Source organism: Streptomyces sp. NPDC037389 (assembly GCF_040636475.1).
GTDB classification, from domain to species: Bacteria; Actinomycetota; Actinomycetes; order Streptomycetales; family Streptomycetaceae; genus Streptomyces; species Streptomyces hesseae.
This window is the reverse complement of record NZ_JBEZUS010000015.1, coordinates 78,227-103,779: the sequence shown is the minus strand read 5'-3', so window position 1 is coordinate 103,779 and position 25,553 is coordinate 78,227. Positions and strand designations below refer to the sequence as shown.

23 protein-coding genes and 1 riboswitch are annotated in these 25,553 nt (G+C 71.7%); of the genes, 18 read left to right on the top strand and 5 right to left on the bottom strand.

Features of this window, described 5'->3' with window-relative positions; translation table 11 throughout:
- Window positions 1-146 precede the first annotated feature (146 nt).
- The 4 genes from AB0E98_RS28130 (at window position 147) to AB0E98_RS28115 (ending at window position 4,876) form a co-directional block, all read left to right on the top strand.
- Entirely contained in the window at window positions 147-1,601 is a 1,455-nt protein-coding gene (locus AB0E98_RS28130) for a GuaB1 family IMP dehydrogenase-related protein (protein WP_361707869.1), read from the top strand.
- A 432-nt stretch (window positions 1,602-2,033) separates the two neighbouring features.
- Window positions 2,034-3,617, top strand: a complete 1,584-nt coding sequence (locus AB0E98_RS28125; protein WP_361707974.1) for an amino acid permease — start codon at window positions 2,034-2,036, stop codon at window positions 3,615-3,617.
- 140 nt (window positions 3,618-3,757) lie between these two features.
- On the top strand, window positions 3,758-4,324 hold the full coding sequence (locus tag AB0E98_RS28120; RefSeq protein WP_361707867.1) for a GNAT family protein: 567 nt from the start codon (window positions 3,758-3,760) through the stop codon (window positions 4,322-4,324).
- Window positions 4,325-4,420: 96 nt separating this feature from the next.
- A complete protein-coding gene (locus AB0E98_RS28115; protein ID WP_126913291.1) occupies window positions 4,421-4,876 on the top strand; it encodes an Lrp/AsnC family transcriptional regulator in 456 nt (151 codons plus the stop codon).
- A gap of 18 nt (window positions 4,877-4,894) precedes the next feature.
- Here the strand turns inward: AB0E98_RS28115 and AB0E98_RS28110 are convergent, their stop codons facing one another.
- Window positions 4,895-6,019 carry a hypothetical protein gene (locus AB0E98_RS28110; protein ID WP_361707864.1) on the bottom strand — a complete coding sequence of 375 codons (1,125 nt, stop codon included), beginning with the start codon at window positions 6,017-6,019 and terminating at the stop codon, window positions 4,895-4,897.
- 67 nt (window positions 6,020-6,086) lie between these two features.
- On the opposite strand from AB0E98_RS28110, the gene AB0E98_RS28105 reads away from it, so the two are divergent.
- The 3 genes from AB0E98_RS28105 to AB0E98_RS28095 all read left to right on the top strand — a co-directional run bounded on the left by AB0E98_RS28105 (window position 6,087) and on the right by AB0E98_RS28095 (window position 9,338).
- Entirely contained in the window at window positions 6,087-6,578 is a 492-nt protein-coding gene (locus AB0E98_RS28105; RefSeq protein ID WP_361707861.1) for a MarR family transcriptional regulator, read from the top strand.
- Between the two features lie 192 nt (window positions 6,579-6,770).
- A complete protein-coding gene (locus AB0E98_RS28100; RefSeq protein ID WP_361707859.1) occupies window positions 6,771-7,571 on the top strand; it encodes a carbon-nitrogen hydrolase family protein in 801 nt (266 codons plus the stop codon).
- A gap of 60 nt (window positions 7,572-7,631) precedes the next feature.
- Complete coding sequence (locus tag AB0E98_RS28095; RefSeq protein WP_361707858.1) at window positions 7,632-9,338, top strand: NAD(P)/FAD-dependent oxidoreductase; 1,707 nt, start codon at window positions 7,632-7,634, stop codon at window positions 9,336-9,338.
- A gap of 64 nt (window positions 9,339-9,402) precedes the next feature.
- On the opposite strand, the gene AB0E98_RS28090 is transcribed toward AB0E98_RS28095, so the two are convergent.
- Both AB0E98_RS28090 and AB0E98_RS28085 read right to left on the bottom strand, forming a co-directional pair.
- Window positions 9,403-10,095, bottom strand: a complete 693-nt coding sequence (locus AB0E98_RS28090; RefSeq protein WP_361707856.1) for a DUF5995 family protein — start codon at window positions 10,093-10,095, stop codon at window positions 9,403-9,405.
- Between the two features lie 112 nt (window positions 10,096-10,207).
- Window positions 10,208-11,626: a solute carrier family 23 protein gene (locus tag AB0E98_RS28085; protein ID WP_361707854.1), complete on the bottom strand. Its 1,419-nt coding sequence runs from the start codon at window positions 11,624-11,626 to the stop codon at window positions 10,208-10,210.
- Window positions 11,627-11,857: 231 nt separating this feature from the next.
- On the opposite strand from AB0E98_RS28085, the gene AB0E98_RS28080 reads away from it, so the two are divergent.
- Window positions 11,858-12,499: a hypothetical protein gene (locus AB0E98_RS28080; protein WP_361707851.1), complete on the top strand. Its 642-nt coding sequence runs from the start codon at window positions 11,858-11,860 to the stop codon at window positions 12,497-12,499.
- A 95-nt stretch (window positions 12,500-12,594) separates the two neighbouring features.
- On the opposite strand, the gene AB0E98_RS28075 is transcribed toward AB0E98_RS28080, so the two are convergent.
- Together AB0E98_RS28075 and AB0E98_RS28070 are read right to left on the bottom strand one after the other, a co-directional pair.
- Complete coding sequence (locus AB0E98_RS28075) at window positions 12,595-13,815, bottom strand: MFS transporter (RefSeq protein WP_361707849.1); 1,221 nt, start codon at window positions 13,813-13,815, stop codon at window positions 12,595-12,597.
- Window positions 13,816-13,860: 45 nt separating this feature from the next.
- A complete protein-coding gene (locus AB0E98_RS28070) occupies window positions 13,861-16,251 on the bottom strand; it encodes a glycosyl hydrolase family 18 protein (protein ID WP_361707971.1) in 2,391 nt (796 codons plus the stop codon).
- 345 nt (window positions 16,252-16,596) lie between these two features.
- Window positions 16,597-16,727, top strand: a riboswitch (FMN riboswitch).
- Between the two features lie 186 nt (window positions 16,728-16,913).
- Between AB0E98_RS28070 and ribD the strand changes: the two genes are divergently transcribed.
- From ribD to AB0E98_RS28020, 10 genes are all read left to right on the top strand, one after another.
- Window positions 16,914-18,047: a bifunctional diaminohydroxyphosphoribosylaminopyrimidine deaminase/5-amino-6-(5-phosphoribosylamino)uracil reductase RibD gene (gene ribD / locus AB0E98_RS28065; RefSeq protein WP_361707846.1), complete on the top strand. Its 1,134-nt coding sequence runs from the start codon at window positions 16,914-16,916 to the stop codon at window positions 18,045-18,047.
- Window positions 18,048-18,049: 2 nt separating this feature from the next.
- The gene (locus tag AB0E98_RS28060) at window positions 18,050-18,715 is read left to right on the top strand and encodes a riboflavin synthase (RefSeq protein ID WP_361707844.1); all 666 of its coding nucleotides are present in this window, start codon (window positions 18,050-18,052) and stop codon (window positions 18,713-18,715) included.
- Entirely contained in the window at window positions 18,712-19,371 is a 660-nt protein-coding gene (locus tag AB0E98_RS28055; protein ID WP_361707841.1) for a nicotinamide mononucleotide transporter family protein, read from the top strand. Before AB0E98_RS28060 ends, AB0E98_RS28055 begins: the two co-directional genes overlap by 4 nt.
- Window positions 19,368-20,651 carry a bifunctional 3,4-dihydroxy-2-butanone-4-phosphate synthase/GTP cyclohydrolase II gene (locus AB0E98_RS28050; protein WP_361707839.1) on the top strand — a complete coding sequence of 428 codons (1,284 nt, stop codon included), beginning with the start codon at window positions 19,368-19,370 and terminating at the stop codon, window positions 20,649-20,651. The genes AB0E98_RS28055 and AB0E98_RS28050 overlap by 4 nt, the downstream gene beginning before the upstream one ends.
- Window positions 20,652-20,679: 28 nt before the next feature.
- Window positions 20,680-21,165 (top strand): 6,7-dimethyl-8-ribityllumazine synthase, encoded by a 486-nt coding sequence (gene ribH / locus AB0E98_RS28045; RefSeq protein ID WP_361707836.1) that lies wholly within the window; start codon window positions 20,680-20,682, stop codon window positions 21,163-21,165.
- Window positions 21,166-21,198: 33 nt separating this feature from the next.
- Window positions 21,199-21,468 carry a phosphoribosyl-ATP diphosphatase gene (locus tag AB0E98_RS28040; protein ID WP_045932822.1) on the top strand — a complete coding sequence of 90 codons (270 nt, stop codon included), beginning with the start codon at window positions 21,199-21,201 and terminating at the stop codon, window positions 21,466-21,468.
- Between the two features lie 74 nt (window positions 21,469-21,542).
- A complete protein-coding gene (gene hisG / locus AB0E98_RS28035; RefSeq protein WP_361707834.1) occupies window positions 21,543-22,391 on the top strand; it encodes an ATP phosphoribosyltransferase in 849 nt (282 codons plus the stop codon).
- A 49-nt stretch (window positions 22,392-22,440) separates the two neighbouring features.
- Entirely contained in the window at window positions 22,441-22,905 is a 465-nt protein-coding gene (locus AB0E98_RS28030; protein ID WP_361707832.1) for a PH domain-containing protein, read from the top strand.
- Window positions 22,906-23,138: 233 nt separating this feature from the next.
- Window positions 23,139-24,473 carry a hemolysin family protein gene (locus tag AB0E98_RS28025; RefSeq protein WP_361707968.1) on the top strand — a complete coding sequence of 445 codons (1,335 nt, stop codon included), beginning with the start codon at window positions 23,139-23,141 and terminating at the stop codon, window positions 24,471-24,473.
- The gene (locus tag AB0E98_RS28020; RefSeq protein WP_361707830.1) at window positions 24,470-25,549 is read left to right on the top strand and encodes a hemolysin family protein; all 1,080 of its coding nucleotides are present in this window, start codon (window positions 24,470-24,472) and stop codon (window positions 25,547-25,549) included. Before AB0E98_RS28025 ends, AB0E98_RS28020 begins: the two co-directional genes overlap by 4 nt.
- The last annotated feature ends 4 nt before the right edge of the window (window positions 25,550-25,553 follow it).

Genomic DNA, 25,553 nt, shown 5'->3' with positions numbered 1-25,553 from the left:
ACCGGCGGGGCTTGGAGGATCGGCCAAGGCCCTCCCGGACAGCCCTGGAGGTTCGGGACTGGCACGGCGCCCCGGTCGGCATGGGAGAATGAAGTACGTGCTTTTCCCTCGGCATGCCTTGTCGGGGGTCACCTCGAACGACTGGGATGTATCAGCACGTGCGTTTCCTCAATGACCAGAAGCCGCCGTACGACCTGACGTACGACGATGTGTTCATGGTGCCGAGCCGCTCCGCGGTCGGCTCCCGCCAGGGTGTGGACCTCTCCGCCCCCGACGGGACCGGCACCACCATTCCGCTCGTGGTCGCGAACATGACCGCGATCGCCGGCCGCCGCATGGCGGAGACGGTCGCCCGCCGCGGTGGCATCGTCGTCATTCCCCAGGACATCCCGATCGAGGTCGTCACCGAGGTCATCTCCTGGGTCAAGGGCCGTCACCACGTGCTCGACACCCCGATCGTGCTGGCCCCCACCCAGACCGTCGCCGACGCGCTGTCCCTGCTGCCGAAGCGGGCCCACGGCGCCGGCGTCGTCGTCGACGAGGACCAGCGTCCCGTCGGTGTCGTCACCGAGCACGACCTGTCCGGTGTGGACCGCTTCACCCAGCTCTCCGAGGTCATGTCCAAGGAGCTGCTGCTCCTCGACGCCGACATCGACCCCCGTGAGGCCTTCAACCAGCTGGACGCCGCGCACCGCAAGCTGGCCCCGGCCGTCGACAAGGACGGCAGGCTGGCGGGCATCCTGACCCGCAAGGGCGCCCTGCGCGCGACGCTGTACACCCCGGCCGTCGACAAGGACGGCAAGCTGCGCATCGCCGCCGCCGTGGGCATCAACGGCGACGTGGCCGGCAAGGCCAAGGCCCTGCTGGACGCCGGTGCCGACACCATCGTCGTGGACACCGCGCACGGCCACCAGGAGGGCATGATCTCCGCGGTCAAGGCCGTCCGGTCGCTCGACCCGCGGGTCCCGATCGTCGCGGGCAACATCGTCGCCGCCGAGGGCGTGCGCGACCTCATCGAGGCCGGCGCGGACATCATCAAGGTCGGTGTGGGCCCGGGCGCCATGTGCACCACCCGCATGATGACCGGCGTGGGCCGCCCGCAGTTCTCCGCGGTGCTGGAGTGTGCCGCCGAGGCCAAGAAGTACGGTAAGCACGTCTGGGCCGACGGTGGCGTCCGTCACCCGCGTGACGTGGCGATGGCGCTGGCCGCCGGTGCCTCCAACGTCATGATCGGTTCCTGGTTCGCCGGGACGTACGAGTCCCCGGGCGACCTCCAGCAGACCGCCGACGGCCGTCTGTACAAGGAGTCCTTCGGCATGGCGTCGGCCCGTGCCGTGCGCAACCGCACCTCCGAGGAGTCCGCCTACGACCGGGCCCGCAAGGGTCTGTTCGAGGAGGGCATCTCCACCTCCCGGATGTTCCTCGACCCGGCCCGCCCGGGTGTCGAGGACCTGATCGACTCGATCATCGCGGGTGTCCGTTCCTCCTGCACCTACGCGGGCGCGGGCTCCCTGGAGGAGTTCGCCGAGCGGGCCGTCGTCGGCGTCCAGAGCGCCGCCGGCTATGCCGAGGGCAAGCCGCTGCACGCCAGCTGGCAGTAGTCCGCACCGCCCGGGAAGGGGCGCGATCCGGTTCGCCGGGTCGCGCCCCTTTTTTGCTACCCCTGTACCGATTCATGACACCGTGCGCAATGATTCACTGCTAAAGGCACCCCGACGCAATGATCGAACGTGCATACGCAAGAATGGTGCATTACGAGCGCGGGCCCTCACCTCGTAAGGTCTGCGCAGAACGTGGAGTGGCGGATACCGCTTGCTCGGCGGTACCCCCTCGCTACGGGTTTGCTCTGCCATGCCGGCGCGCCCTGGGGCTGCCGTGCCGTCGCTCCCGACCGGCCACCCCCCGACCGGGAATCATTGAACGGAGCGACCCCTGTGGGATCGACCCCAGTGTTGGACAAAGGCGCATCGTCGGCCGTGACCGCCGACGACAAGCGTGCCCCGCTGCCGACCGCCGGCTTCGGCGCCCGCCTGATGCGCCGCAAGCCCGTCGAGCGACTGGTCGCCGAGGGCGGCCAGGGCGAGGGCGGCACGCTGCGCCGTTCGCTCGGCATGTGGCAGCTGACGATGATCAGCATCGGCGCCACGCTGGGCACCGGCATCTTCGTGGTGCTGGGCGCGGCCGTGCCCAAGGCCGGCCCCGCCGTGGTGATCTCGTTTGTGATCGCCGGTCTCACCGCGCTCTTCTCGGCCCTGTCCTACGCCGAGCTCGCCGGCACCATCCCGGTCTCCGGCTCCTCGTACTCGTACGCCTACGCCACCATGGGCGAGGTCGTCGCCTGGGTCTGCGGCTGGTGCCTGATCCTGGAGTACGGCGTCTCCGTGGCCGCCGTCGCCGTCGGCTGGGGCCAGTACCTCAACGAGCTCCTCGAGGGCACCATCGGCGTCACCATCCCGACGTGGATGGCCAACCCGCCCGGCGTGGACGGCGGTGTCTTCAACCTGCCGGCCCTGCTCGTCGTGCTGCTGTGCATGGCGTTCCTGCTGGGCGGCGCCAAGGAGAGCGCCCGCGCCAACGCCATCATGGTCGGCGTGAAGATCGTGGCCCTGCTGCTCTTCTGCGCCGTGGCCTTCACCGGCATCCGCGCCGGCAACTACGCCCCCTTCATGCCGCTCGGCCTCGGCGGCGTCAGCGCCGCGGGCGCCAGCCTGTTCTTCTCGTACATCGGCTTCGACGCCGCGTCGACGGCCGGTGAGGAGGCGAAGGACCCCAAGAAGGACCTGCCCAAGGCGATCATGCTCTCGCTGCTGATCGTCACCGCCCTGTACGTCCTGGTCGCGGCCATCGCCGTCGGTGCCCTGCCGTGGAAGAAGTTCGAGGGTTCCGAGGCCGCGCTGGCCGGGATCATGAAGGACGTCACGGGTCAGAGCTTCTGGGCCGTCCTCCTGGCCGCCGGTGCCGTCATCGCCATCGCCAGCGTCGTGCTGACCGTCCTCTACGGCCAGACCCGCATCCTCTTCGCGATGTCCCGCGACGGACTGGTCCCCAAGTCCTTCGCCAAGGTCAGCAAGAAGGGCGTCCCGGTCGCCAACACCGTGATCGTCTCGCTCTTCTGCGGAGTCCTGGCCGCCGCCGTGCCGCTCGGCCAGCTCGCGGACGCCACCAGCATCGGCACGCTCTTCGCCTTCGCGCTGGTCAACATCGCCGTCATCGTGCTGCGGTTCACCCGCCCGACCATGCAGCGCAGCTTCCGGGTACCGCTTTCGGGTGTGCGGATTCCCTTCGGCGACACCACGGTGCCGCTGGCCCCGGTCTTCCCCGCCATCGGCTGCGCCCTGTGCGTCTACATGATGACCAGCCTGGACGTCGTGACCTGGGAGGTCTTCGGCGGCTGGATGGTCATCGGCCTGGTGCTCTACTTCGCCTACGGCATGCGCAGCTCGCGGCTCGCCCGGGAGGCCGGCGGTGAGCTGGTGGCGGATGTGACCGAGGTGGCCCAGGAGGCGCCCGAGGCGGCTCCGAAGGCGGCGGCGAAGACGGCCCAGGCCCCCGCCAAGGCCGCGAAGCCGGCGGCGAAGCGTTCCGCCAAGTCCCGGAAGCCTTCCAACAGGAAGTGATCTTCTTCCGCGCCGCCCTATGATCCCTGGCTGCCGGGTCCGCTCCGCGCGGGCCCGGCAGCCACGTATGTCGAACCCGGCAGCCGGGTATGTCGACGGCCCCGGCCCGGCCGTCCGGGGCACGGAAGGGATCACATCCGATGAGCAGCCCCCACCTCCTGCTGACCGGCGACCGGCTCGCCCTGGGCATGCCCCGTGACGAGATGCTGACCGAGTACCACAAATGGGAGACCGACCCCGGCAGCGTCCTGGGCCGCGGCAGCGGCTTCCCGCAGACGTGGGAGGCCCGGGCCGACGAATGGGACCGCGCTCTCGGCGACCGTGACCATTCGTGCTTCGAGATCGTCCGGCTCAAGGACAAGCAGCCCATCGGCCTCACCTCGCTACGGGTCGACGCCCGTGAGCGACGGGCCGAGTTCTCGCTCTTGATCGCCCCGGCCCACCGCGGCCGGCGCTTCGCCGAGGAGGCCACCCGGCTGACCCTCGACTGGTCCTTCCACCTGGGCGGGCTCCACACCGTCTGGCTGAAGGTCCTGGAACCCAACCGGGCCGGGATCACCGCCTTCGAGAAGGCCGGGTTCCGGCCGACCGGCCGCTTCCGCAAATCCGGCCGCTGGATGGGCCAGCGCGTCGACGAAGTCCTGATGGACGCCCTGGTCGAGGACTTCCCCGGGCCCTCCGCCATGGTCACCACCCTCGGCAGATGAGCCGCTCCCGCCGCGCACGGGTCGGGAGCGGGGCCGGGCACGTGATCTACTGCTGGTAGCAGCAGCCATGACCCGGAGAAAAGTGATCCACCCGCCGTGCGATTGAACGAGCTCGACGAACGCATCGTGCATGCCCTGGCCGAGGACGCCAGGCGCTCCTACGCCGACATCGGAGCGGAGATCGGCCTGTCCGCGCCCGCCGTCAAACGGAGGGTGGACCGGCTGCGCGCCGAGGGCGCCATCACCGGCTTCACCGTACGCGTGGACCCGGCGGCGCTCGGCTGGGAGACCGAGGGGTTCATCGAGCTCTACTGCCGTCGCAACACCTCGCCCGAGGCGATCCACCGGGGCCTCTCGCGCTACCCGGAGGTGGCGTCGGCCTCCACCGTCACCGGTGAGGCCGACGCCATCGTGCAGATCTTCGCCTCGGACATGCGCCACTTCGAGCGGGTCCTGGAGCGCATCGCGGGCGAGCCCTTCGTGGAGCGCACCAAGTCCGTGCTGGTCCTTTCGCCGCTGCTGCGCCGCTTCAGTTCCGGCGCCCCGTCCTGACCGGGGCGGCCCAAGGGGTCACCCGCGGCCGGCGACGCCGATCGCGCCACCGGTGTCCAGCCGGCTGACGCGCCCCTGGGCGGCGAAGGCCGCGGCGAGATAGCGCGGGTCGGGCCGCAGCGCGTGTTCGCGCACGCAGGCCTCGGTGAACTTGATGACGTGCTCGTCGCCGTGCTCCACCGCCCGCGCGGCCAGCTCGGGGAGCGCGGGAGCCGCCTCCGCCTCCGCCCGCCAGGCGTCGGTGCCCTCGCCGCGCCGGTCGGTCGTGAACGCCAGCAGGAAGGTCGTGTGGACCTGCCAGAGGGCGGCCAGCGTCGGCTCGTGCAGCTCCGGCGGCAGGTGGGGGAGGACCAGCCGGGCGGCCGCGGGCGCGGTCACCCCGTGGATCAGCGGGACGGGGAAGACCTCGGGGTGGGCGAGGTAGACGTCGGCGAACCGCAGGGTCATCTCGCTCAGCAGCCGGTCCGCGTGGTCCGGCGCGAGCGCTTCCAACGCCTCTCCGTAGCCCGGGAGTTCGGCGAGCCGGGCGAGGCGCTGCCGGGGGACCTCCGGACTCAGCGGCCCGTCGTGCGGGACGCGGGGGAGCGCGGCGATCGCGCCGGCCATCTCGTACGTCCCGCCCAGGCGCGGGCGGCCGGGGAGCTCGGTGAAGCGGGCGGCCCAGTAGGCCAGCCCCCGGGCGAGCTCGTCCAGCTGGAGCGGGGTGGGCCGCTCGGCGGCGTACAGGCCGCGCACGGCGTGCGCGGTGCGGATGAGACCGTGGGTCAGCCCGGCGAAGAGGCCGGGAAGCAGTCGCGGCCACCAGCGGACGAGCACCTCGCGCCAGTGCGCCTCGGCGAGTTCGCGGGTGAAGAGGGCCTCCCAGTCGCCGGCCCGGTGGAACGCCCCGAGCGCGGGGCGCCAGGAGGACTCGTCGGCGGGGTCCAGGGGGAAGCGCGGGGCCGGCGGCTCGTGGTGCTCCATGGCGCGGCGGTAGCGCTCCACCCACCGGGAGACCTCGTCCTCGTGCCCCAGGAGGGCCAGCGCCTCGGCCCCCATCGGGCCGTGATTGGCCAGGTCGACGCCCTGGCCGCGCTCGTACCCCAGATCCTTCATGCGCTCCAAGGCGTCGTTGAGGGCATCGCTGTAGCTGATCGACGGCATGATTCGGCCACCCATACCTTTCGGATATCCCAATGGTTCGGAGTTCCAAAGCATCTACAATCGAAGTATGCCGCACGCGATCAGAACCGGGACACCGCCCCGCACCCCGACCGCCGAAGAGGTCGAAGTCATCGCCCTCGTCCCCCTGTTGGAGCCCTTCTTCCGCAAGGTGAGGGTCCGGGAGCAGATGCCGCCGGCGCTGCGCGAGGCCATGGAGCAGCACGGGCTCACGGCGCGTCATGGCGCCGTGCTGCCGCATCTGCTGGCCGGCGTACCGCTGACCGTCGGCCAGATCGCCGGGCGGCTGCACGTCTCCCTGCCGACCGCCAGCGAGCTGGTGGGGGCACTGAGCCGGGCGGGGATCGTGGAACGGTCGGAGGACCCGGCGAACCGCCGCCGAGTGCTCGTCTCCTTGACGGCGGACTACCGGCCCCTGCTGGAGACCTTCGTCGCGCTGCGGGGCGAGCCGCTGCTGCGGGCGCTGGACGGGCTGACGCCGGAGGAGCGGGCGGGCTTCGTGGCGGGTCTGGCGGCGTGGGTGCGGGAGGTCCAGGGCTGACTTCCGCTGTCCGGCCCTTGAGAACCAGGGGCCCGACGCAACGATTCGCCGCTACCGGGTCAAAACGCGCAACGAATCCACCATCGTCGCGCAACGTCCGCGCCTTGTCCGGCCAAGAGCCGAAACCTTACCGTCGAGTCGTTTAAACGTATGAGCGTTTGAACTGACCTGCTCGACTGCTGAAGAGGACGCATGACGCCGCTGCGTATCGCGCTCTGCCAAGGCCCCAGCGGCGTTCCCGCCTCGACCGCCGACAGCATCGCCGCCCTGGACGACGCCGCACGCCGGGCCGCCGCCGCCGGCGCCCGGCTGCTGCTCACCGACGAGCTGTTCCTGACCGGGTACGCCCTCGGCGCGGCCGTCGCCGGGCTCGCCGAGCCCGCCGACGGCCCCGGCGCCCGGGCGGTCGCGCGCATCGCCGCCGAGCACGGCCTGGCCATCGGCTACGGCTACCCCGAGCGCGACGGCGCGGAGATCTTCAACTCCGTCCAGCTGATCGGCCCCGACGGGACCCGGCTCGCGAACTACCGCAAGACCCATCTCTTCGGCGAGTACGAGACCACCAGCTTCACCCCCGGCCGGGACCTCGTCGTCCAGGCCGAGCTCGACGGCGTCCGGATCGGGATCCTGATCTGCTACGACGTCGAGTTCCCCGAGGCCGTCCGGGCGCACGCCCTGGCCGGCACCGAGCTGCTGCTCGTCCCCACCGCGCTGATGCGGCCGTACGAGATCGTCCCGCAGACGATCGTCCCGGCCCGCGCGTGGGAGAGCCAGCTCTATATCGCCTACGCCAACCGCTGTGGCGTGGAAGGCGACTTCACCTTCGCTGGGCTGTCCTGCCTGGCCGCCCCGGACGGGACCGTACGGGCCCGGGCCGGCGCCGGCGAGGACCTGGTCGTCGCCGACGTCGACCCGGAGCTGCTCCGGGCGTCACGCGCCGAGAACCCCTATCTCGGCGACCGCCGCCCGGCGCTCTACACCTCGCTCACCTGACCCGCGGCACCCGCCCCGCGCACCCCCTCAACACCCCCTGCCAGTAGGAGAGTCCAGCCGATGACGTCCACGGTGCCCCCCGCCGCCCACGACGAGCACGAGCAGGCCCAGCCCGTCGAGCCGCCGATCACCATGTTCGGCCCGGACTTCCCCTTCGCGTACGACGACTTCCTCGCCCACCCGGCGGGCCTCGGCCAGATCCCGGCCACCGAGCACGGCACCGAGGTCGCCGTCATCGGCGGCGGTCTGTCCGGCATCGTCGCGGCGTACGAGCTGATGAAGATGGGCCTCAAGCCCGTCGTCTACGAGGCCGACCAGATCGGCGGCCGGCTGCGCACCGTCGGTTTCGAGGGCTGCGATGAGGAGCTCACGGCGGAGATGGGCGCGATGCGCTTCCCCCCGTCCTCCACCGCCTTCCAGCACTACATCGACCTGGTGGGCCTGGAGACCAAGCCGTTCCCCAACCCGCTGGCGCCCGACACCCCCTCGACCGTCGTCGACCTCAAGGGCGAGTCGCACTACGCCGAGACGATCGACGACCTGCCGCAGGTCTACCGTGACGTCGCCACCGCGTGGAACGCCTGCCTGGAGGAGGGCGCGGACTTCTCCGACATGAACCGCGCCATGCGCGAGCGCGACGTGCCGCGCATCCGCGAGATCTGGGCGAAGCTCGTCGAGAAGTTCGACGACCAGACCTTCTACGGCTTCCTCTGCGATTCCGAGGCCTTCAAGTCCTTCCGGCACCGGGAGATCTTCGGCCAGGTCGGCTTCGGCACCGGCGGCTGGGACACCGACTTCCCCAACTCCATCCTGGAGATCCTGCGCGTCGTCTACACCGAGGCGGACGACCACCACCGCGGCATCGTCGGCGGCAGCCAGCAGCTTCCGCTGCGGCTGTGGGAGCGCGAGCCGGAGAAGATCGTCCACTGGGCGCAGGGCACCTCGCTGTCCTCGCTGCACGGCGGCGCCCCCCGCCCGGCCGTCACACGGCTGCACCGCACGGCGGGCAACCGCATCACGGTGACCGACGCGACCGGCGACATCCGCACCTACCGGGCGGCGATCTTCACGGCGCAGTCCTGGATGCTGCTCTCCAAGATCGCGTGCGACGACTCGCTCTTCCCGATCGACCACTGGACGGCGATCGAGCGCACCCACTACATGGAGTCGTCCAAGCTCTTCGTGCCGGTCGACCGGCCGTTCTGGCTGGACAAGGACGAGGAGACGGGCCGGGACGTCATGTCGATGACGCTCACCGACCGCATGACCCGCGGCACCTATCTGCTGGACAACGGCCCGGACAAGCCGGCCGTGATCTGCCTCTCCTACACCTGGTGCGACGACAGCCTCAAGTGGCTGCCGCTGTCGGCGAACGAGCGCCTGGAGGTCATGCTCAAGTCGCTCGGCGAGATCTACCCGAAGGTCGACATCCGCAAGCACATCACCGGCAACCCGGTGACGATCTCCTGGGAGAACGAGCCCTACTTCATGGGCGCGTTCAAGGCCAACCTGCCGGGTCACTACCGCTACCAGCGACGGCTGTACACCCACTTCATGCAGGAGCGGCTGCCCGAGGACAAGCGCGGCATCTTCCTCGCGGGCGACGACATCTCCTGGACGGCCGGCTGGGCCGAGGGCGCGATCCAGACCGCGCTGAACGCCGTGTGGGGCGTCATGCACCAGTTCGGCGGCGGCACGGACGCCACCAACCCCGGCCCGGGCGACGTCTTCGACGAGATCGCGCCCGTCGAGCTGCCGGAGGACTGAGCCGCTCCACCGCTCCGGCCGCTGACGCGCGCCCGCCCGTTCGTACGGGTTGGGCGGGCGCGCGTCAGCCCAGCGGGGTGAGGAGACAGCGGCCGACCATGCCGACGCCGGCGTCGACGCGGTCGGTGAACTCCTCGGCCAGCTCGGGCAGGTCGCGTATCGCCCACAGCGCGCGGAACGAGGCCCAGGCCGCGTTCCGCGCGGCCTCCAGGGTCCAGGAGCCGACCAGATGGGTCAGGGGATCGGCGACGTCGAGCACATCCGGACCGGGCATCAGCTCCTCACGGATCCGCTCCTCCAGGGCGACGAGCGTCTCGCCGATCCGGTGGAAGTCCCTCTGGAGGGCGTGCGGCTCGACCTCCAGCGCCCGGCAGGTGTCGACGAGCGCCAGCGCCAGGTCATGGCCGATGTGGGCGTTGATCCCCGCCAGCGCGAATTGCAGCGGCCGGACGGCCGGATGGCCGCGCAGCTGGAACAGCGGTCGCCAGCAGGCGGGCTGCCGCCGCCCCCGCGCGGCCTGGTCGACGGCGCGCAGATAGCGCTCGGCGAAGCGCACGTCCAGCTCCGTCGTGGCGCTACGGTCCCGGAAGCCCCCCGTCGCCGCCCGCCGGCCGACCTCCTCGGTGACGGTCAGATACACCCGGTTGAAGACGGCCACCCCGTCCCCCGGCGGCAGCGCGGCCTCCAGCGCCCGCATCCGCGCCAGGACCCCCTCGATACCGGCGGGCACCGCCGGCTGTGCCCGCGCCATCGTCATGCACACAGAGTGACAGGTGAATGCGGAGCGTAGGCGGACTGGTCCGACAGTTAACCGGAACGGGTGAACCGGGGCGCCGCGCCGGAAGCAGGCGGCAGCGCCCCGGGTGCGATCACGCCTCGTCGCGCGCCGGGGCCTCGCCGTCGCCGGTGGCGCCCTCGACCGGGTCGTAGCTGCTCGTGCCCTCGTCCAGCAGTGGCTCCTGCGCCTTGAGGTGCGCCGGGGCCAGGGCCCGCAGGACGTGGTAGCCGGACAGGACCACGATCGTGCCGAGCGCGATGCCGCCCAGTTCGAAGTTCTTGCCGAACTTCAGGGAGACGCCGCCGATGCCGATGATGACGCCCGCGGCCACCGGCACCAGGTTCAGCGGATTGCGCAGGTCGACCTTGTTGTGGACCCAGATCTGCGCGCCCAGCAGGCCGATCATGCCGTACAGGATGACGGTGATGCCGCCGAGCACGCCGCCCGGGATCGCCGCGACGACGGCCCCGAACTTCGGGCAGACGCCGAAGAGCAGGGCGAAGAAGGCGGCGGCCCAGTAGGCGGCCGTGGAGTAGACACGGGTGGCGGCCATCACGCCGATGTTCTCGGAGTACGTGGTGTTGGCCGGCCCGCCGACCGCCGTGGAGAGCACCGTCGCCGCGCCGTCCGCCGCGATCGCGGGGCCCAGCTGGTCGTCCAGCCGGTCGCCGGTCATCTCGCCGACGGCCTTGACGTGCCCGGCGTTCTCCGCGATCAGCGCGATGACCACCGGCAGCGCCACCAGCGCCGCCGACCAGCCGAAGCTCGGCCCGTGCAGCGAGGGCAGGCCGATCCAGTCCGCCTTGGCCACCCCGGAGAGGTCCAGCCGCCAGTGGTCGACGGCCTCGGCGCCGCCGTTGACCGAGTGGATCTTGCCGAAGAGCCGGTCGGACACCCATGACAGGGCATAGCCGAAGAGCAGGCCGAGGAAGATCGCGACCCGGGACCAGAAGCCCCGCAGGCACACCACCGCGAGCCCGGTGAAGAGCATGGTGAACAGCGCCGTCCACTGGTCCTGCGGCCAGTACGTCCGTGCCGTGACCGGCGCCAGGTTGAAGCCGATCAGCATGACCACGGCGCCGGTGACCACCGGCGGCATCGCCGCGTGGATGATCCGCGCGCCGAACCGCCGCACCACCAGACCGGCCAGGAACAGCACCACGCCGACCACGAGGATCGCGCCGGTGACCGCCGAGCTGTCGCCGCCCTGGGCCCGGATGATCGCCGCGACGCCGACGAAGGAGAGACTGCACCCCAGATAGCTGGGCACCCGGCCGCGGGTCACCAGCAGGAAGAGCATCGTGGCGACGCCCGACATCATGATCGCGAGATTCGGGTCGAGGCCCATCAATACGGGTGCTACGAAAGATGCGCCAAACATCGCGACCACGTGCTGGGCGCCCAGCCCCGCGGTCCTCGGCCACGAGAGCCGTTCATCCGGTCTGACGACGGCGCCGGGGGCAGGGGTGCGCCCGTCCCCGTGCAGGGTCCAGCGGACGCCCAGGCCCATGACTGCTCCCAAAATGTTCGCGTTGTGATGATCCGGACCATGCTAAGCGGGCCCGGCGGGTGCTCCCGCGCGCCCGGAGCCTGCGGGCGGCGGGCCGCCCCGCGCGGGGTGTTGCTGCGATCGGCGCAATTAACACCTCGTAGGGCTGTATGGCCACGACCGCCGGATGTTTATCAGCTCATGCGAGGTATGCGTCTCTGTGTCCGATTTCCTGCAATTCAGGAGACACACATGCGCAAGCACGTCGGCCGCACCGCGGCCGCCGCGATCATCGCCGCCGCAACCGTCGTTCCGGTCGCCGGGGTCGCTCAGGCCGCGCCGCAGATCGCGTCCGGCAACCAGGTCAAGGGCTGGGACGACGACCGTGACTGCGACCGCGGCCGGGACCACGGCCGTGACCGCGACAAGGACCGTGACAAGGGTCGCGACCGCGACAAGGGCCGTGACCGGGACAAGGGTCGCGACCGGGACTGCGACCGTGGTCGCGACCGTGACCGGGGCCGTGACCGCGACTGCGACCGCGACCGCGGCCGTCACCACGAGGACTGCGACCACCACACCCACCACGTCTTCCGGCACGTCTGGAGCCACAGCAACCTGTGGGACTGGCTGGGCGGCTGGACGAACCGCCACCACAACCGCTGGGGCGGCGGCGGGAACTGGGGCGGCGAGGGCCGCTGGGGCGGCCACAACCGTGGTTGGGATGACGACTGCGGCGGTGGCCGCTGGGGCGGCCGCCACGGCGGTTGGGAAGACGACTGCGGCGGCGGCAAGTGGGGCGGCCACCACGAGCGCTGGGGTGGCGGCGAGGACTGCAACCGCGGCTGGGGCGGCGGTCACGGAGGCGGAATCTGGGGCGGCATCCTGATCTGACCCCTCGCGCCTGAACAATCCCCCTCCACCGCGGGCCGTCGTCGCACCCTCCGGGGTTCGGCGCACGGCCCGCGGCGGCGTGCGGCGCCGCAGGTCTAGCGGCGCTCGACCGCCGCGGCGGCCCGGCCGGACGTCGCCGCGCGGACCGGCGCGCGCAGTACGCCCGCGCCCGCCACCAGCCCCGCTGCCCCCGCCGTCACCAGCGCGAAGGACACCGTGAGCGAGCTGGCGTTCGCGATCTGCCCGATGACAGCAGGCGCCACCAGCCCGGAGGTGTAGGTGATGGTGGCCACCCCCGCTATCGCCTGACCGGGCTCGGGCCCGCTGCGCCCCGCCGCCGCGAAGGCCAGCGGCACGACGACCGCGATGCCCAGCCCCAGCAGGCCGAACCCGGCGATGACCGGCACCGCCGAACCCCCGGCGACCACCAGCACTCCACCGATCGTCGCCAGCGCGCCCCCGGCCCGTACGGTGCGCACCGGCCCGAAGCGCCGCACCGCCGCGTCGCCCGCCAGCCGGGCCGCCGCCATCGTGCAGGCGAAGGCCGTGGTGCAGCCCGCCGCGACCCCGGCGCCGGAACCGACGACGTCCCGCAGATAGACCGCCGACCAGTCCAGGCTCGCGCCCTCCGCGAAGACGGCGCAGAACCCCACCGCCCCGATGGCCAGCGCGGAGCGCGGCGGAAGCGAGAACCGCGGCGGAGGATGCTCCTCCGGCTCGGCGCGCAGATCCAGCACCCAGTGGCACACGACCGCGCCCAGCAGGACCAGGACGCCGGCCGCCAGCCCGAGATGGACCCGGGCGTCCGTACCGGCGTGCGCGGCGACCGTGCCCGCCGCCGAACCGGTGAGCGCCCCGGCGCTCCACATCCCGTGCAGCCCGGACATGATCGAGCGGCCCAGCCGCTCCTCGGTGCGCACGCCCAGGGCGTTCATGGCCACGTCCGACATCCCGGACGTGGCCCCGTACACCGCCAGCGCCGCGCAGAACGTGATCATCCCGGGGGCGACGGCGGGCAGGACCAGCGAGGCGCACCACAGGGCGAGCAGGGCGCGCAGCGCGGTCCGTGAGCCGTAGCGGTGACTTATCCGCCCCGCGAGCGGCATCGCGAGCGAGGCGCCGATCGCGGGCAGGGCGAGCGCCAGCCCGAGCCGGCCGGCGCCGATGCCGAGGTGGTCCTGGAACCAGGGGACGCGGGTGGCGAAGCTGCCGGTGACCGCGCCGTGCACGGCGAAGACCGCCGCCGTCGCGACCCTGGCCCGGCGTACCGCCGCCGGTGGACCGCCGTGTTCCACGCGTCCCGTGCTGCCGTCCATGCGACCCCTCCTCGGCATCGGCCCGTCTTCACGGACCCCAGTGCATCAGCAGGTGCCGAGGTCCTGCCATACGCCCCATTCGCCGGTGGTCCCGGGCTCCTCGCCCTTGGTCCACCACTTGGCCTTCCAGTTGTGGGACTTCCAGGAGACGGTGGCGCCGCCGCTGTAGGCGGTCGTCGTGTCCCAGGCGGGGGCGGCGCAGGTGCCGCCGGTCGGGGTGGCGGTGGGTGTACCGGTCGGAGTGGCGGTCGGGGTCGCCGTCGGGGTCGCCGTCGGGGTCCCGGTGGGGGTCGGGGTGGCGCCGCCCGGGTCGACCACGGTCGTCCCCCGGGCCAGGTCGCCGGCCAGCGCGTACGTCGTCCCGCCGACGGTCACCGTCCAGTTGGACGGGGTGGCGGCCGGGAGGTAGTAGACGAAGTCGACGACGGCCGTGGCGCCCGGGGCGAGCGGCTGGTAGGAGGGCAGCTTGAGGGAGACCCTGTTGTAGTCGCCCTTGAGGCCGCCGACGTTGTTCGCCGCCGTGTGGTCACTGCGGACGACCTTCAGGCCCCAGCCGGACTGGTCCTTGGCGTTGCCCGGTGCCGAATTGCCGTAGTCGAACTGGAACTCGGAGCCGCCGGGGATGGTGGTCTTGCTGTTGTTGGTGATGCGCAGCTTGGGGCTGATGGGGTAGTTGGAGTCGCCGAGGGGGAAGTCGGTGAGGCTGACGTCGATGTCGAGGGCCTGGGTGGGCAGGTCGGTGGTCGCGCGCCGGGCGCCGTAGGCGGGGGCGGACTTGAAGGCGTCGTACATCGCCGAGGTGAGCGTGCTGCCGGGCTCGTACTGGCCCTTGGCGGCGTTCCAGCCGTAGTCGCCGGCGAGTTCCCAGATCATGGTGCCGCCGAGGCCCTTGTCCACGACGTACTGGGCCTTGGCCTGCACCGACTGTTCGTCCTCGGTGGAGAGGAAGACCTTCTTCTCGGCGTTCCACAGCCAGGGCGCGGTGAGCTTGGCGTCGTAGCGGCGGGCGTAGGTGCCGGTGAGCTTGGTGCCGGCGGGGAAGCCGTAGCGGGTGAGGTAGTCCCCGGCGACGCCCTTCTCCAGGTTCTTGGCGTGCCACATGGGGTTGGAGCCGGCGGGGGACTCCTTGCCGTTGTCGTCGAGGTCGTGCCAGAGGTTGTCGACGCCGACGGCGCCGTCGCCGCAGGTCGTCAGCCCCGAACCGGCCGGGCAGGCGGTCGTCTTCGCCTGGCCCCACAGGCCGTCGGCGCCGCCGGTGACGTTCTTCCAGCCTCGGGTGTAGTACGGCAGACCGAGGTTGACCCGGCCGGGCGGCAGGGCGCCGCGGAAGTAGTGGTAGGCCCAGTCGCCGTTCAGATAGCCGATGCCGCCGTACTGGGCGGTCGTGTAGACGCCCCACTTGGCGAGTTCGGCGTCCTTTCCGTCGTCGTACAGCGCGGCGTTCGGGCCGACGAATTCGTTCCAGGCGCCGTGGAGGTCGTACGACATGACGTTGACGTAGTCCAGGTACTTCGTGGCCTGGTAGGTCTCCATGCCGCGCAGAAGGTATCCGGAGGAGGGCGCGGCGACGGAGAGCATGTAATGCTTCCCGTCGGCGGCGCCGGCCCGGTCGAGCTTTTCGCGCAGGGATTTCAGCAGTGCGTTGTAGCCCTTGTTGAGCCCGCCGCGCCGGGCGTTGGCGAGCGCCCAGTCCTTGGGGTTCCCGGCGTCCTTCATGGAGGTCGGGTACTCGTAGTCGATGTCGACGCCGTTGAAGCCGTACTTCTTGATGAACGCGACGGCGGAGTCGGCGAAGGTGTCGATGCCCGCCTGGTTGACGGAGCCGTCGGCGTTCGTGGCCGTCTTGTAGAAGCCGCCGGAATCGACGCGCTTGCCGTTCTCGTCGATGTATCCGCCGGTCTCGGCCCAGCCACCGACGGAGATGAGGGTCTTCACGTCCGGGTGCTGTTTCTTGAATTTGTTGAGCAGGTTGAAGTGGCCCTTGTAGGGGAGGGCCGGGTCCATTTCCGCACCGGTCGTTCCGGGCCAGGTCATTCCGGTCGCGGGATTGTCCGGGCCGTCCGCGCCGACGGATATCCTGTCGTCCGCCCCGACGTGCGCGAAGGCGTAATTGAGGTGGGTGACCTTGTCCCAGGGGATGTCGGGGGCCAGATAGGCGGGGGTGCCGTCCTTGCCGGTGCGCCAGCCGGTGAAGTAGCCGATGACGCGGCGCTGGTGGTCGGCGCCCATCTTCTCGCGGCCGGCGGTGTCGTAGACCGAACAGTAGGGGACGTCGACGCCCGGGGTCGTGTAGAGGCCGTCGGGGCGGCAGGCGGACTGGTCCTGGGCGTGCGAGGCGGTGGCCGAGAGGGTGCCGACGAGCAGCCCGGCCAGCGCGGTGCCCGCCGACGCGAGTGCGGCGGCTCTTCGGGCTCGGGGTCTGGATGGTCTCTTCAGGGACAACACGAGCGTGTTCCTCACAGTGGGGGCTCTTGCGAGCGCGGTGCGTGGGGGGCTTGCGACGTGCTGTGGCCCGTGGTGTGTGGCGACCGGCGGGCCTTTCGTGCTTTCTCAAAGACGTGGCTCGGAGGTGTGGCAGAGGTTAAGAGGACTAGACCAGTGCGTCAATAGGTCCGGACCAAGGTGCCGTATTCCCTCGTCGCCCTCGGTGTGAGCCTCGGCGCACTGTGTCAAGTCCCCATGGACACCGCGCCGCCGCCCGGCGTACGCTCGGAACGTCCGGCCCGCAGATCAAGAAACCGCAGGTCAGGCACCCTGTACTATTGAGCGAATATTTTTACGCAGCGCACTCCGGGGTCGGTGAAAATCCGAACCGGCGGTTACAGTCCGCGACCCGACCGCAGCCGGCGGCCGGTTGACCAGGTGAAATTCCTGGACCGACGGTTAAAGTCCGGATGGGAGGCAGTGCGCGGCGGGCACGCATCGGCACCACCGTCACAGGTGACGCGGATGGGTGGCGGTTCCACCGGTTTCACCACTGGCACCGTCGTACCCTCTCCCGTCCCCGGCCGGACGGTCCCCGCCGCGGTGGTCCCGCTCATCGTCGTTCCTCAAACGACGCCCCGGAGTCCGTTGCCCTATGAGGCAGGAGGACCCCGGTGGCCACCGCGACCGAAGCAGACGCGATGCGACGCGCCATCGCGCTCGCCGCCCGAGCCCTCGGCTCCACCAGCCCCAACCCGGTCGTCGGCTGTGTCGTCCTCGACCCCCGCGGCCGTGTCCTCGGCGAGGGCTGGCACCAGCGGGCCGGCGGCCCGCACGCCGAGGTCAACGCCCTGCGCGCCGCCGCCGACGCCGGCCACGACGTGCGGGGCGCCACCGCCGTTGTCACCCTCGAACCCTGCAACCACACCGGCCGCACCGGCCCCTGCGCGCAGGCCCTCATCGAGGCCGGCGTCGCCCGGGTCGTCTACGCGGTCGCCGACCCCGATCCCACCGCCACCGGCGGCGCGGCCACCCTGGCCGCGGCCGGCGTCGACGTCGAGGGCGGCCTCCTCACGGACCCGGCCGCCGAGGGCAACGCCGCCTGGCTCACCTCCGTGCGCCACGCCCGTCCCTTCGTGGTGTGGAAGTACGCCGCCACCCTCGACGGCCGCAGCGCCGCCGCCGACGGCACCAGCCGCTGGATCACCTCCGCCGAGTCCCGCGCGGACGTCCACCGGCTGCGCGCCGAGTCCGACGCCGTCGTCGTCGGCTCCGGCACCCTGCGCGCCGACGATCCCCACCTGGCCGTACGCGGCGGACTGCTCCGCCGGGGCACCGTCACCCAGCCGCTGCGCGTCGTCGTCGACACCCACGCCACCGTCAAGCCCGGCGCCCGCGTCCTGGACGACGCCGCGCCCACGCTCGTCGCCGTGGCCGAGGACGCCGACACCCGCCACCTCGCCGGCGTCGACACCGTACGGCTGCCGCGCGCCGAGGGCGGCACCGGACTCGACATCCGCGCGCTGCTCGACGTCCTCCACCGCCGCGAGATCCGCTCCGTCCTGCTGGAGGGCGGGCCCACCCTCGCCGGCGCCTTCCTGGCCGCCGGCGCCGTCGACCGTGTCATCGGCTATCTGGCCCCCGCCCTGCTGGGCGCCGGACCGGCCGCCCTCGGTGACGCCGGGATCGGCACCATCGACCGGGCACTGCGTCTCGACGTCACCGACGTCTCCCGCCTCGGCCCCGACCTGCGCGTCACCGCCACCCCCCTCGCTACCGCCACCGCTCCCGCCACCGAGGAGAACTGACAGTGTTCACCGGAATCGTCGAAGAACTGGGTGAGGTCGTCGCCGTCGAGGAGTTCGGCGACAGTCCCTCAGCTACCGCTGGGGGTATCCCCAGTCGCTCCGCTCGCTTCCGGCTGCGCGGCCCCCTGGTCACCGAGGACGCCAAGCACGGCGACTCCATCGCCGTCAACGGCGTCTGCCTCACCGTCGTGGACACCGCGGACGGCGAGTTCACGGCCGACGTGATGGCCGAGACCCTCAAGCGCTCCAGCCTCGGCGCCCTCGCCACCGGCTCCCGCGTCAACCTCGAACGCCCCATGGCACTCGGCGGGCGCCTCGGCGGCCACCTGGTCCAGGGCCACGTCGACGGCACCGGCACCGTCGTCGAGCGCGTGCCCGGCGAGCACTGGGAGATCGTGAAGGTCGCCCTCCCGGCCCCGCTCGCCCGCTACGTGGTGGAGAAAGGCTCCATCACCGTCGACGGGGTGAGCCTGACCGTGGTCGAGGCCGGTGACGACTTCTTCACCGTCAGCCTCATCCCCACCACGCTCGCCTTGACCACCCTCGGCATCAAGCAGCCCGGGGACCCGGTCAACCTCGAGGTGGACGTCCTCGCCAAGTACGTCGAGCGGCTCCTCGGCCGGCCCGGCGCCCAGGAGGCCGCGGGCACCGAGGAGGTCGTGGCGTGAGCGCCCTCGACTGGCTGAGCCAGGAGGCCTTCTCGGCCTTCGGCCAGAAGGTGATCTGGTCCGACATGATCGGCAACACCATAGGCCTCGCCGCCCTCGCCCTCGGCTGGCGCCGCTCCATATGGACCTGGCCCGCCCAGCTGCTGTCCGGCGTCATCCTCGTCACCGCCTACGCCTCCGCCCACCTCAGCGGTGGCGTCGGCAAGCAGCTCCTGGTCATCGGGGTCGCGGCGTGGGGCTGGCGGCAGTGGACCCGCGGCAGGCGACAGGCCCAGGACGGCTCCCTCGCCATCCGCTTCGCCTCCTGGCGCGAGCGCGCGGTGCTGCTCGCCGGCACCGCCGTCGGCACCGTCGCCGTCGGCGCCCTCTTCACCGCCGTCCCCGAACTGTCCTGGAACCCCTGGCCGGACGCGTACATCTTCGTCGGCACCCTCGCCGCGATGGTCGCCCAGGCCCGTGGCCTGGTGGAGTTCTGGTTCGCCTGGCTGCTCGTCGACGTCGTCGGCGTCCCGCTCGCCTTCGACAGCGGGCTCGCCTTCTCCGGCCTCGTCTACGTCGTCTACTTCGCCCTCGTCCTGTGGGGCATGCGCGACTGGTGGCTGCGCTCCCGTATGAGCACCGCGGCCACCCCCGTTACGGAAGGAGTGGCGGCATGACCGCCCTGCAGAGCTGGTACGCGAGCGACGAGATCGTCCTGGACCCCGTCGAGCGCGCCATCGCCGACGTGGCCGCGGGCCGGCCCGTCGTCGTCGTGGACGACGCCGACCGCGAGAACGAGGGCGACCTCATCGTCGCCGCCGAGAAGGTCACCACCGAGATCGTGGCCTTCATGATGAGCGAGTGCCGCGGCCTGATCTGCGTGCCCATGGAGGAGCCGGACATCGACCGGCTCGACCTGCCGCAGATGGTCACCCGCAACACCGAGTCGATGCGCACCGCCTTCACCGTCTCCGTCGACGCCACCCGCGCCCACGGCACCGACACCGGCATCTCCGCCGCCGACCGTGCCGTCACCATCCGGCTGCTCGCCGACCCGGCCGCCATCCCCGGCGACTTCGTCCGCCCCGGCCACGTCTTCCCGCTGCGCGCCAAGCCCGGCGGCGTCCTGGCCCGCAACGGCCACACCGAGGCCGGCGTCGACCTCGCCCGGCTCGCCGGGCTGCGCCCGGCCGCGGCCATCGTGGAGATCGCCGGCGAGGACGGCGCCATGCTCCGGCTGCCCGAGCTGGTCCCCTTCGCCCGTAAGCACGGCCTGTCGATCATCTCCATCGAGGACCTGATCGCCTACCGCCGCGCCGCCGAGCCCACCGTCCGCCGCGAGGCCGAGACCCGGCTGCCCACGGCCTTCGGCGACTTCACCGCCTACGGCTACCGCTCCACCGTCGACGGCGTCGAGCACATCGCGCTGGTCGCCGGCGAGCTCGGCGACGGCGAGGACGTCCTGGTGCGCGTCCACTCCGAGTGCCTCACCGGCGACGTCTTCGGCTCGCTGCGCTGCGACTGCGGACCGCAGCTGCACGCCTCCCTGGAGCGCGTCGCCGACGAGGGCCGGGGCGTCGTCCTCTACCTGCGCGGCCACGAGGGCCGCGGCATCGGCCTGCTGCCCAAGCTGCGCGCCTACCGGCTCCAGGAGGACGGCCACGACACACTCGACGCCAACCTGGAACTGGGCCTGCCGGCCGACGCCCGGGACTACGGCGTCGGCGCGCGGATCCTCACCGACCTCGGGGTGCGCTCGCTGCGGCTGATGACCAACAACCCCGACAAGACCGCCGCCCTCGTCCGGCACGGCCTCAAGGTCAACGGCCGCGAGCCCATGCCCGTCCAGGCCGGCGAGCACAATCTGCGCTATCTGCGCACCAAGCGGGACCGCATGGGACACGACCTGCCGTGGCTCGACGGCGAGCAGCGCGTGTCCACCTGCGGCAACCAGTGATCAGAAGCAACGACAGAGGAGAAGGCAAGTGAGCGGCAAGGGCGCCCCCCAGCTGAGTGTGAAGAACTGCCAGGACCTCCGGGTGGCGGTGATCGCGGCACAGTGGCACGAGAAGGTGATGGACGGTCTCGTCGACGGCTCCCTGCGGGCCCTCCACGAGCTCGGCATCGACGAGCCGACGCTGCTGCGCGTCCCCGGCAGCTGGGAGCTGCCCGTCGTGGCCAAGGTGCTGGCCGGCCGGGGCTACGACGCCATCGTCGCCCTCGGCGTCGTCATCCGCGGCGGCACCCCGCACTTCGACTATGTGTGCCAGGGCGTCACCCAGGGCCTGGCCCAGGTCTCCGTCGACACCGGCGTCCCCATTGGCTTCGGTGTGCTGACCTGCGACAACGATGAGCAGGCCCTGGACCGCGCCGGGTTGGAGGGCTCCACCGAGGACAAGGGCCACGAGGCGGTCACCGCGGCCGTCGCCACGGCGGTCACCCTGCGCTCGGTCTCCGAGCCCTGGCACTGACCCCGGCCGGGAGCGGCGTAGGGTAGGGGGACCATGTCCAAGAAGACGTTCGAGGAGCTCTTCGTCGAGCTCCAGCAGAAGGCCTCCGGCGACCCCGCCACCTCCCGCACCGCCGAGCTGGTGGGCAAGGGTGTCCATGCCATCGGCAAGAAGGTCGTCGAGGAGGCCGCCGAGGTCTGGATGGCCGCCGAGTACGAGGGCGCCGAGGCCACGGCCGAGGAGATCTCCCAGCTGCTGTACCACCTTCAGGTGATGATGGTGGCCCGGGGCATCTCCCTCGACGACGTATACGCTCATCTCTGATCCACCCGGATCCACCGGACCAGAGATCACACCCCCACCCCTTTCTTCTCTCCGCACAAAAGGAAAACGACCTCATGCTGCGCATCGCCGTCCCCAACAAGGGTTCTCTCTCCGAGCCTGCGTCGGCGATGCTCCATGAGGCCGGCTACCGCCAGCGCAAGGACCGCAGGGAGCTCGTCCTCGTCGACGCCGAGAACGACGTCGAGTTCTTCTTCCTGCGGCCTCGCGACATCGCGGTCTACGTCGGCTCCGGCCGCCTCGACATCGGCATCACCGGCCGTGACCTGCTGCTCGACTCCGGCTCCAAGGCCGAGGAGATCATGCAGCTCGGCTTCGCCGGGTCGACCTTCCGCTACGCGACCCGCCCGGGCACGGCCCAGGACGTCAGCGAGTTCGGCGGGATGACGATCGCCACCTCCTTCGCCGGCCTGGTCACCAAGCACCTGGCCGACAACGGCGTCGACGCCTCCGTCGTCCACCTCGACGGCGCCGTCGAGACCGCCATCCAGCTCGGCGTCGCCGAGATCATCGCGGATGTCGTCGAGACCGGCACCACCCTGCGCAACGCCGGACTGGAGATCATCGGCGAGCCGATCCTCAAGTCCGAGGCCGTCGTCATCCGCCGCCACGGCGCCCCCGCCGACGACCCCAAGGTCCGGCAGTTCCTCCGCCGGATGCAGGGCGTCCTCGTCGCCCGCCGCTACGTGATGATGGACTACGACATCCGCGTGGAGCACGTCGAGCGCGCCGTCGCCCTCACCCCCGGCCTGGAGTCGCCCACCGTCTCCCCGCTGCACCACGAGGGCTGGGTCGCCGTCCGCTCGATGGTCCCCGCCCAGGACGCCCAGCGCATCATGGACGAGCTCTACGAGCTGGGCGCCCGCGCCATCCTGACCACCGGCATCCACGCCTGCCGCCTCTGACGGTCCCGTAGGGCCCCGAGCACCCACCGACCCGAGGAAGAACACCGACGTGACCACCCCCGTGCCGCACGCCGACTCGCCGCGGCTGCCCGTCACCTTCCGCCCGACCCGCACCCGCGCCGTGCTCCTCGGCATCGGCGGGGCCCTGCTCGTCGTGCTCACGGTGATGCCGCTGCTGCTGGAGACGTTCACCACGGGCGACCGGATCACGTTCATCTGCACCGGGCTGCTCGGGTTCGGGGTCCTGGCGTTGCTCAGCCGCCCCAAGGTCGTCGCCACCGAGGACGGCATCACCGTCACCAATCTGACGACCGTCCGCCGACTCGCCTGGGCGCAGATCGTACGGGTCAATCTGCGCTCCGGCGACTCCTGGGTCCACCTCGACCTCTCCGACGGAACGAGCCTGCCCGCCATGGGCATCCAGACCGGCATCGCCAAGCAGCAGGCCATCGCCGACGCCCGCGCCCTGCGCGCGCTCGTCGACGCCCACGGCACCGTCCACTCCGCGGACTGACCCACGACACACTTCGTTTCCCCACCTGAACGATCACGTTCATGACGTGAGCGATCGGGTACGTGACCTGACGATGCCGTCGACGGTTCCTTGATTACTCTGGTGCCACGGGCACACACGTGCCCCGCCCCGCACCGGGGACACCTGCGAACCGAGGAGTGACGTACTCCGGCAATGGACGGATCGTCCTGTAGTACCTGCGCCGCCCCCCACAGCGAGGCGGCGTCATGAGTATCACCGTGTCTCTTCTGCTGCTCGTGGCAGCGCTCCTGCTGATCCTGGCGAACGGCTTCTTCGTCGCCGCCGAGTTCGGTCTCGTGACCGTCGAGAGGCCGGAGGCCGAGCGGGCCGCCGCCGACGGCGACCCCCGGGCCCGGACCGTGGTCGCCTCGCTGCGGGAGCTGTCCTTCCAGCTCTCCGGTACCCAACTGGGCATCACCATCACCTCCTTGGTGGTCGGCATGCTCGCCGAGCCCGCCCTCGGCCGGCTGCTCACCGGCCCCCTCGCGGCCACCGGGCTGCCGGCCTCCGCCGCGCCCGGCGCCGCCGTCGTCACGGGCATGCTGATCGCCTCCGCCGTGCAGATGGTCGTGGGCGAGCTGGTGCCCAAGAACTGGGCCGTCTCCCGGCCGCTCCAGGTCGCCCGGTTCGTGGCCGGCCCGCAGAGCGTCTTCGCCCACCTCTTCCGGCCCGTGATCACCGGGCTGAACGCGGTCGCCAACCGGCTCGTGCGGGCCCTGGGCGTGGAGCCCGCCGAGGAGCTGGCCTCCGCCCGCACCCCCGGCGAACTCGTCTCGCTCGCCCGGCACTCCGCCCGGGCCGGCGCGCTGGAGCAGGACACCGCCGACCTCTTCGTACGGACCCTCTCCCTCGGCGGGCTGACCGCCCAGCACGTCATGACCCCCCGGGTGAAGGTCAGCGCCCTCCAGTCCACCGCGACCGCCGAGGACGTCCTCAACCTCACCCGCGCCACCGGCCTCTCCCGCTTCCCCGTCTACCGGGAGCGTCTCGACGAGGTCGTCGGCATGGTCCACCTCAAGGACGCGCTGGCCGTTCCCGGCCACGACCGGCTGCGCACCCCCGTGGCGCGCATCGCCGTCGCCCCGCTGCTCGTCCCCGGCACCCTGCCCGTCCAGCCGCTCCTGGAGCGGCTGCGCAGCGAGCAGCCGATAGCCGTGGTCGTCGACGAGTACGGCGGTACGGCCGGGGTGGTCACCCTGGAGGACATCGTCGAGGAGCTCGTCGGCGAGGTCCGCGACGAGCACGACGCGCTCGACGCGGCCCGGCCGGACCTGGTGGCGGTGCCCTGCGAGGACGGGCGCGCCGTCTGGGACGCCGACGGCGGCTGCCGCGTCGACACCCTGCGCCGCATCGGCCTGGAGGCGCCCGACGGGCCCTACGAGACCGTCGCCGGCCTCGTCGCCGGCCTGCTGGGGCGCATCCCCGCTCCGGGCGACGGCGCCGAGCTGCCCGGCTGGCGGCTCCAGGTGCGCCGGGTCGGGCACCACCGCGCCGAGCGGGTGCGGTTCGTCCGTTCGGACGCCGCCCCCGTGGGGGAGCGGCGATGAACGTGCTGCAACTCCTGTTCGCCGTCCTGCTGGTGCTGGCGAACGGCTTCTTCGTGGGCGCCGAGTTCGCGCTGGTGTCCGTACGGCGCAGCCAGATCGAGCCGAAGGCCGCCGAGGGGTCGGGGCGGGCCCGTACCGTCCTGACCGGGCTGGAGAGCCTGCCGGAGATGATGGCGGCGGCCCAGTTCGGCATCACCGTCTGCTCCCTGACGCTGGGCGCGGTCGCCGAGCCGACCGTGGCCCGGCTGCTGGAGCCCGCCTTCCACGCGATGGGTCTCCCCGAAGGGCTGATCCATCCGCTGGGCTATGTGATCGCCCTGGCCCTGGTGGTCTTCCTCCACCTGGTCATCGGCGAGATGGTGCCGAAGAACCTGGCCATGTCCGCCCCCGACCGGGCGGCGCTGTGGCTGGGCCCGGGCCTGGTGACCTTCGCCCGGCTGTGCCGGCCGGTCACCCGGCTGCTCGGCGCCTGCGCCCACGGGGTGCTGCGGCTCTTCCGCGTCGAGCCCAAGGACGAGGTGGAGGCGGTCTTCACCAGTGAGCAGCTCAACCGGCTGGTCGACGACTCCCGGCAGGCCGGCCTGCTGGAGCCCGAGCAGCAGGAGCGGCTGGAGGACGCGCTGGGCCTGGGCAGCCGCCCGGTCACGGACGTCCTGCTGGACCCGGCCACGCTGGTGACGGTCGACCCGTCGGTCACGCCCCGCGAGGTCGAGGAGCTGACGGTCCGGACCGGCTACTCCCGCTTCCCGATATGCGCCTCCCCGGGCGGCGCCGTCATGGGCTATCTGCATGTGAAGGACGTCCTCGACCTGGAGGACCGCGAGCGGGCGGTGCCGCAGCACGTGTGGCGCCGCGTCCAGACGATCCGCGCCGAGCTGCCGCTCGACGACGCGCTCACCGTGATGCGACGGGCCGCCGCCCACCTGGCCGCCGTCGCGGACTCGTCGGGGCGGGTGCTGGGGCTGGTGGCGCTGGAGGACGTGCTGGAGAAGCTGGTGGGCGAGGTCCGGGACCCGGCCCACCGGATTGTTCCGCCGGCGGTTCCGGTGCAGCGAACCGCCGCGCTGACGGGCTGAGCCC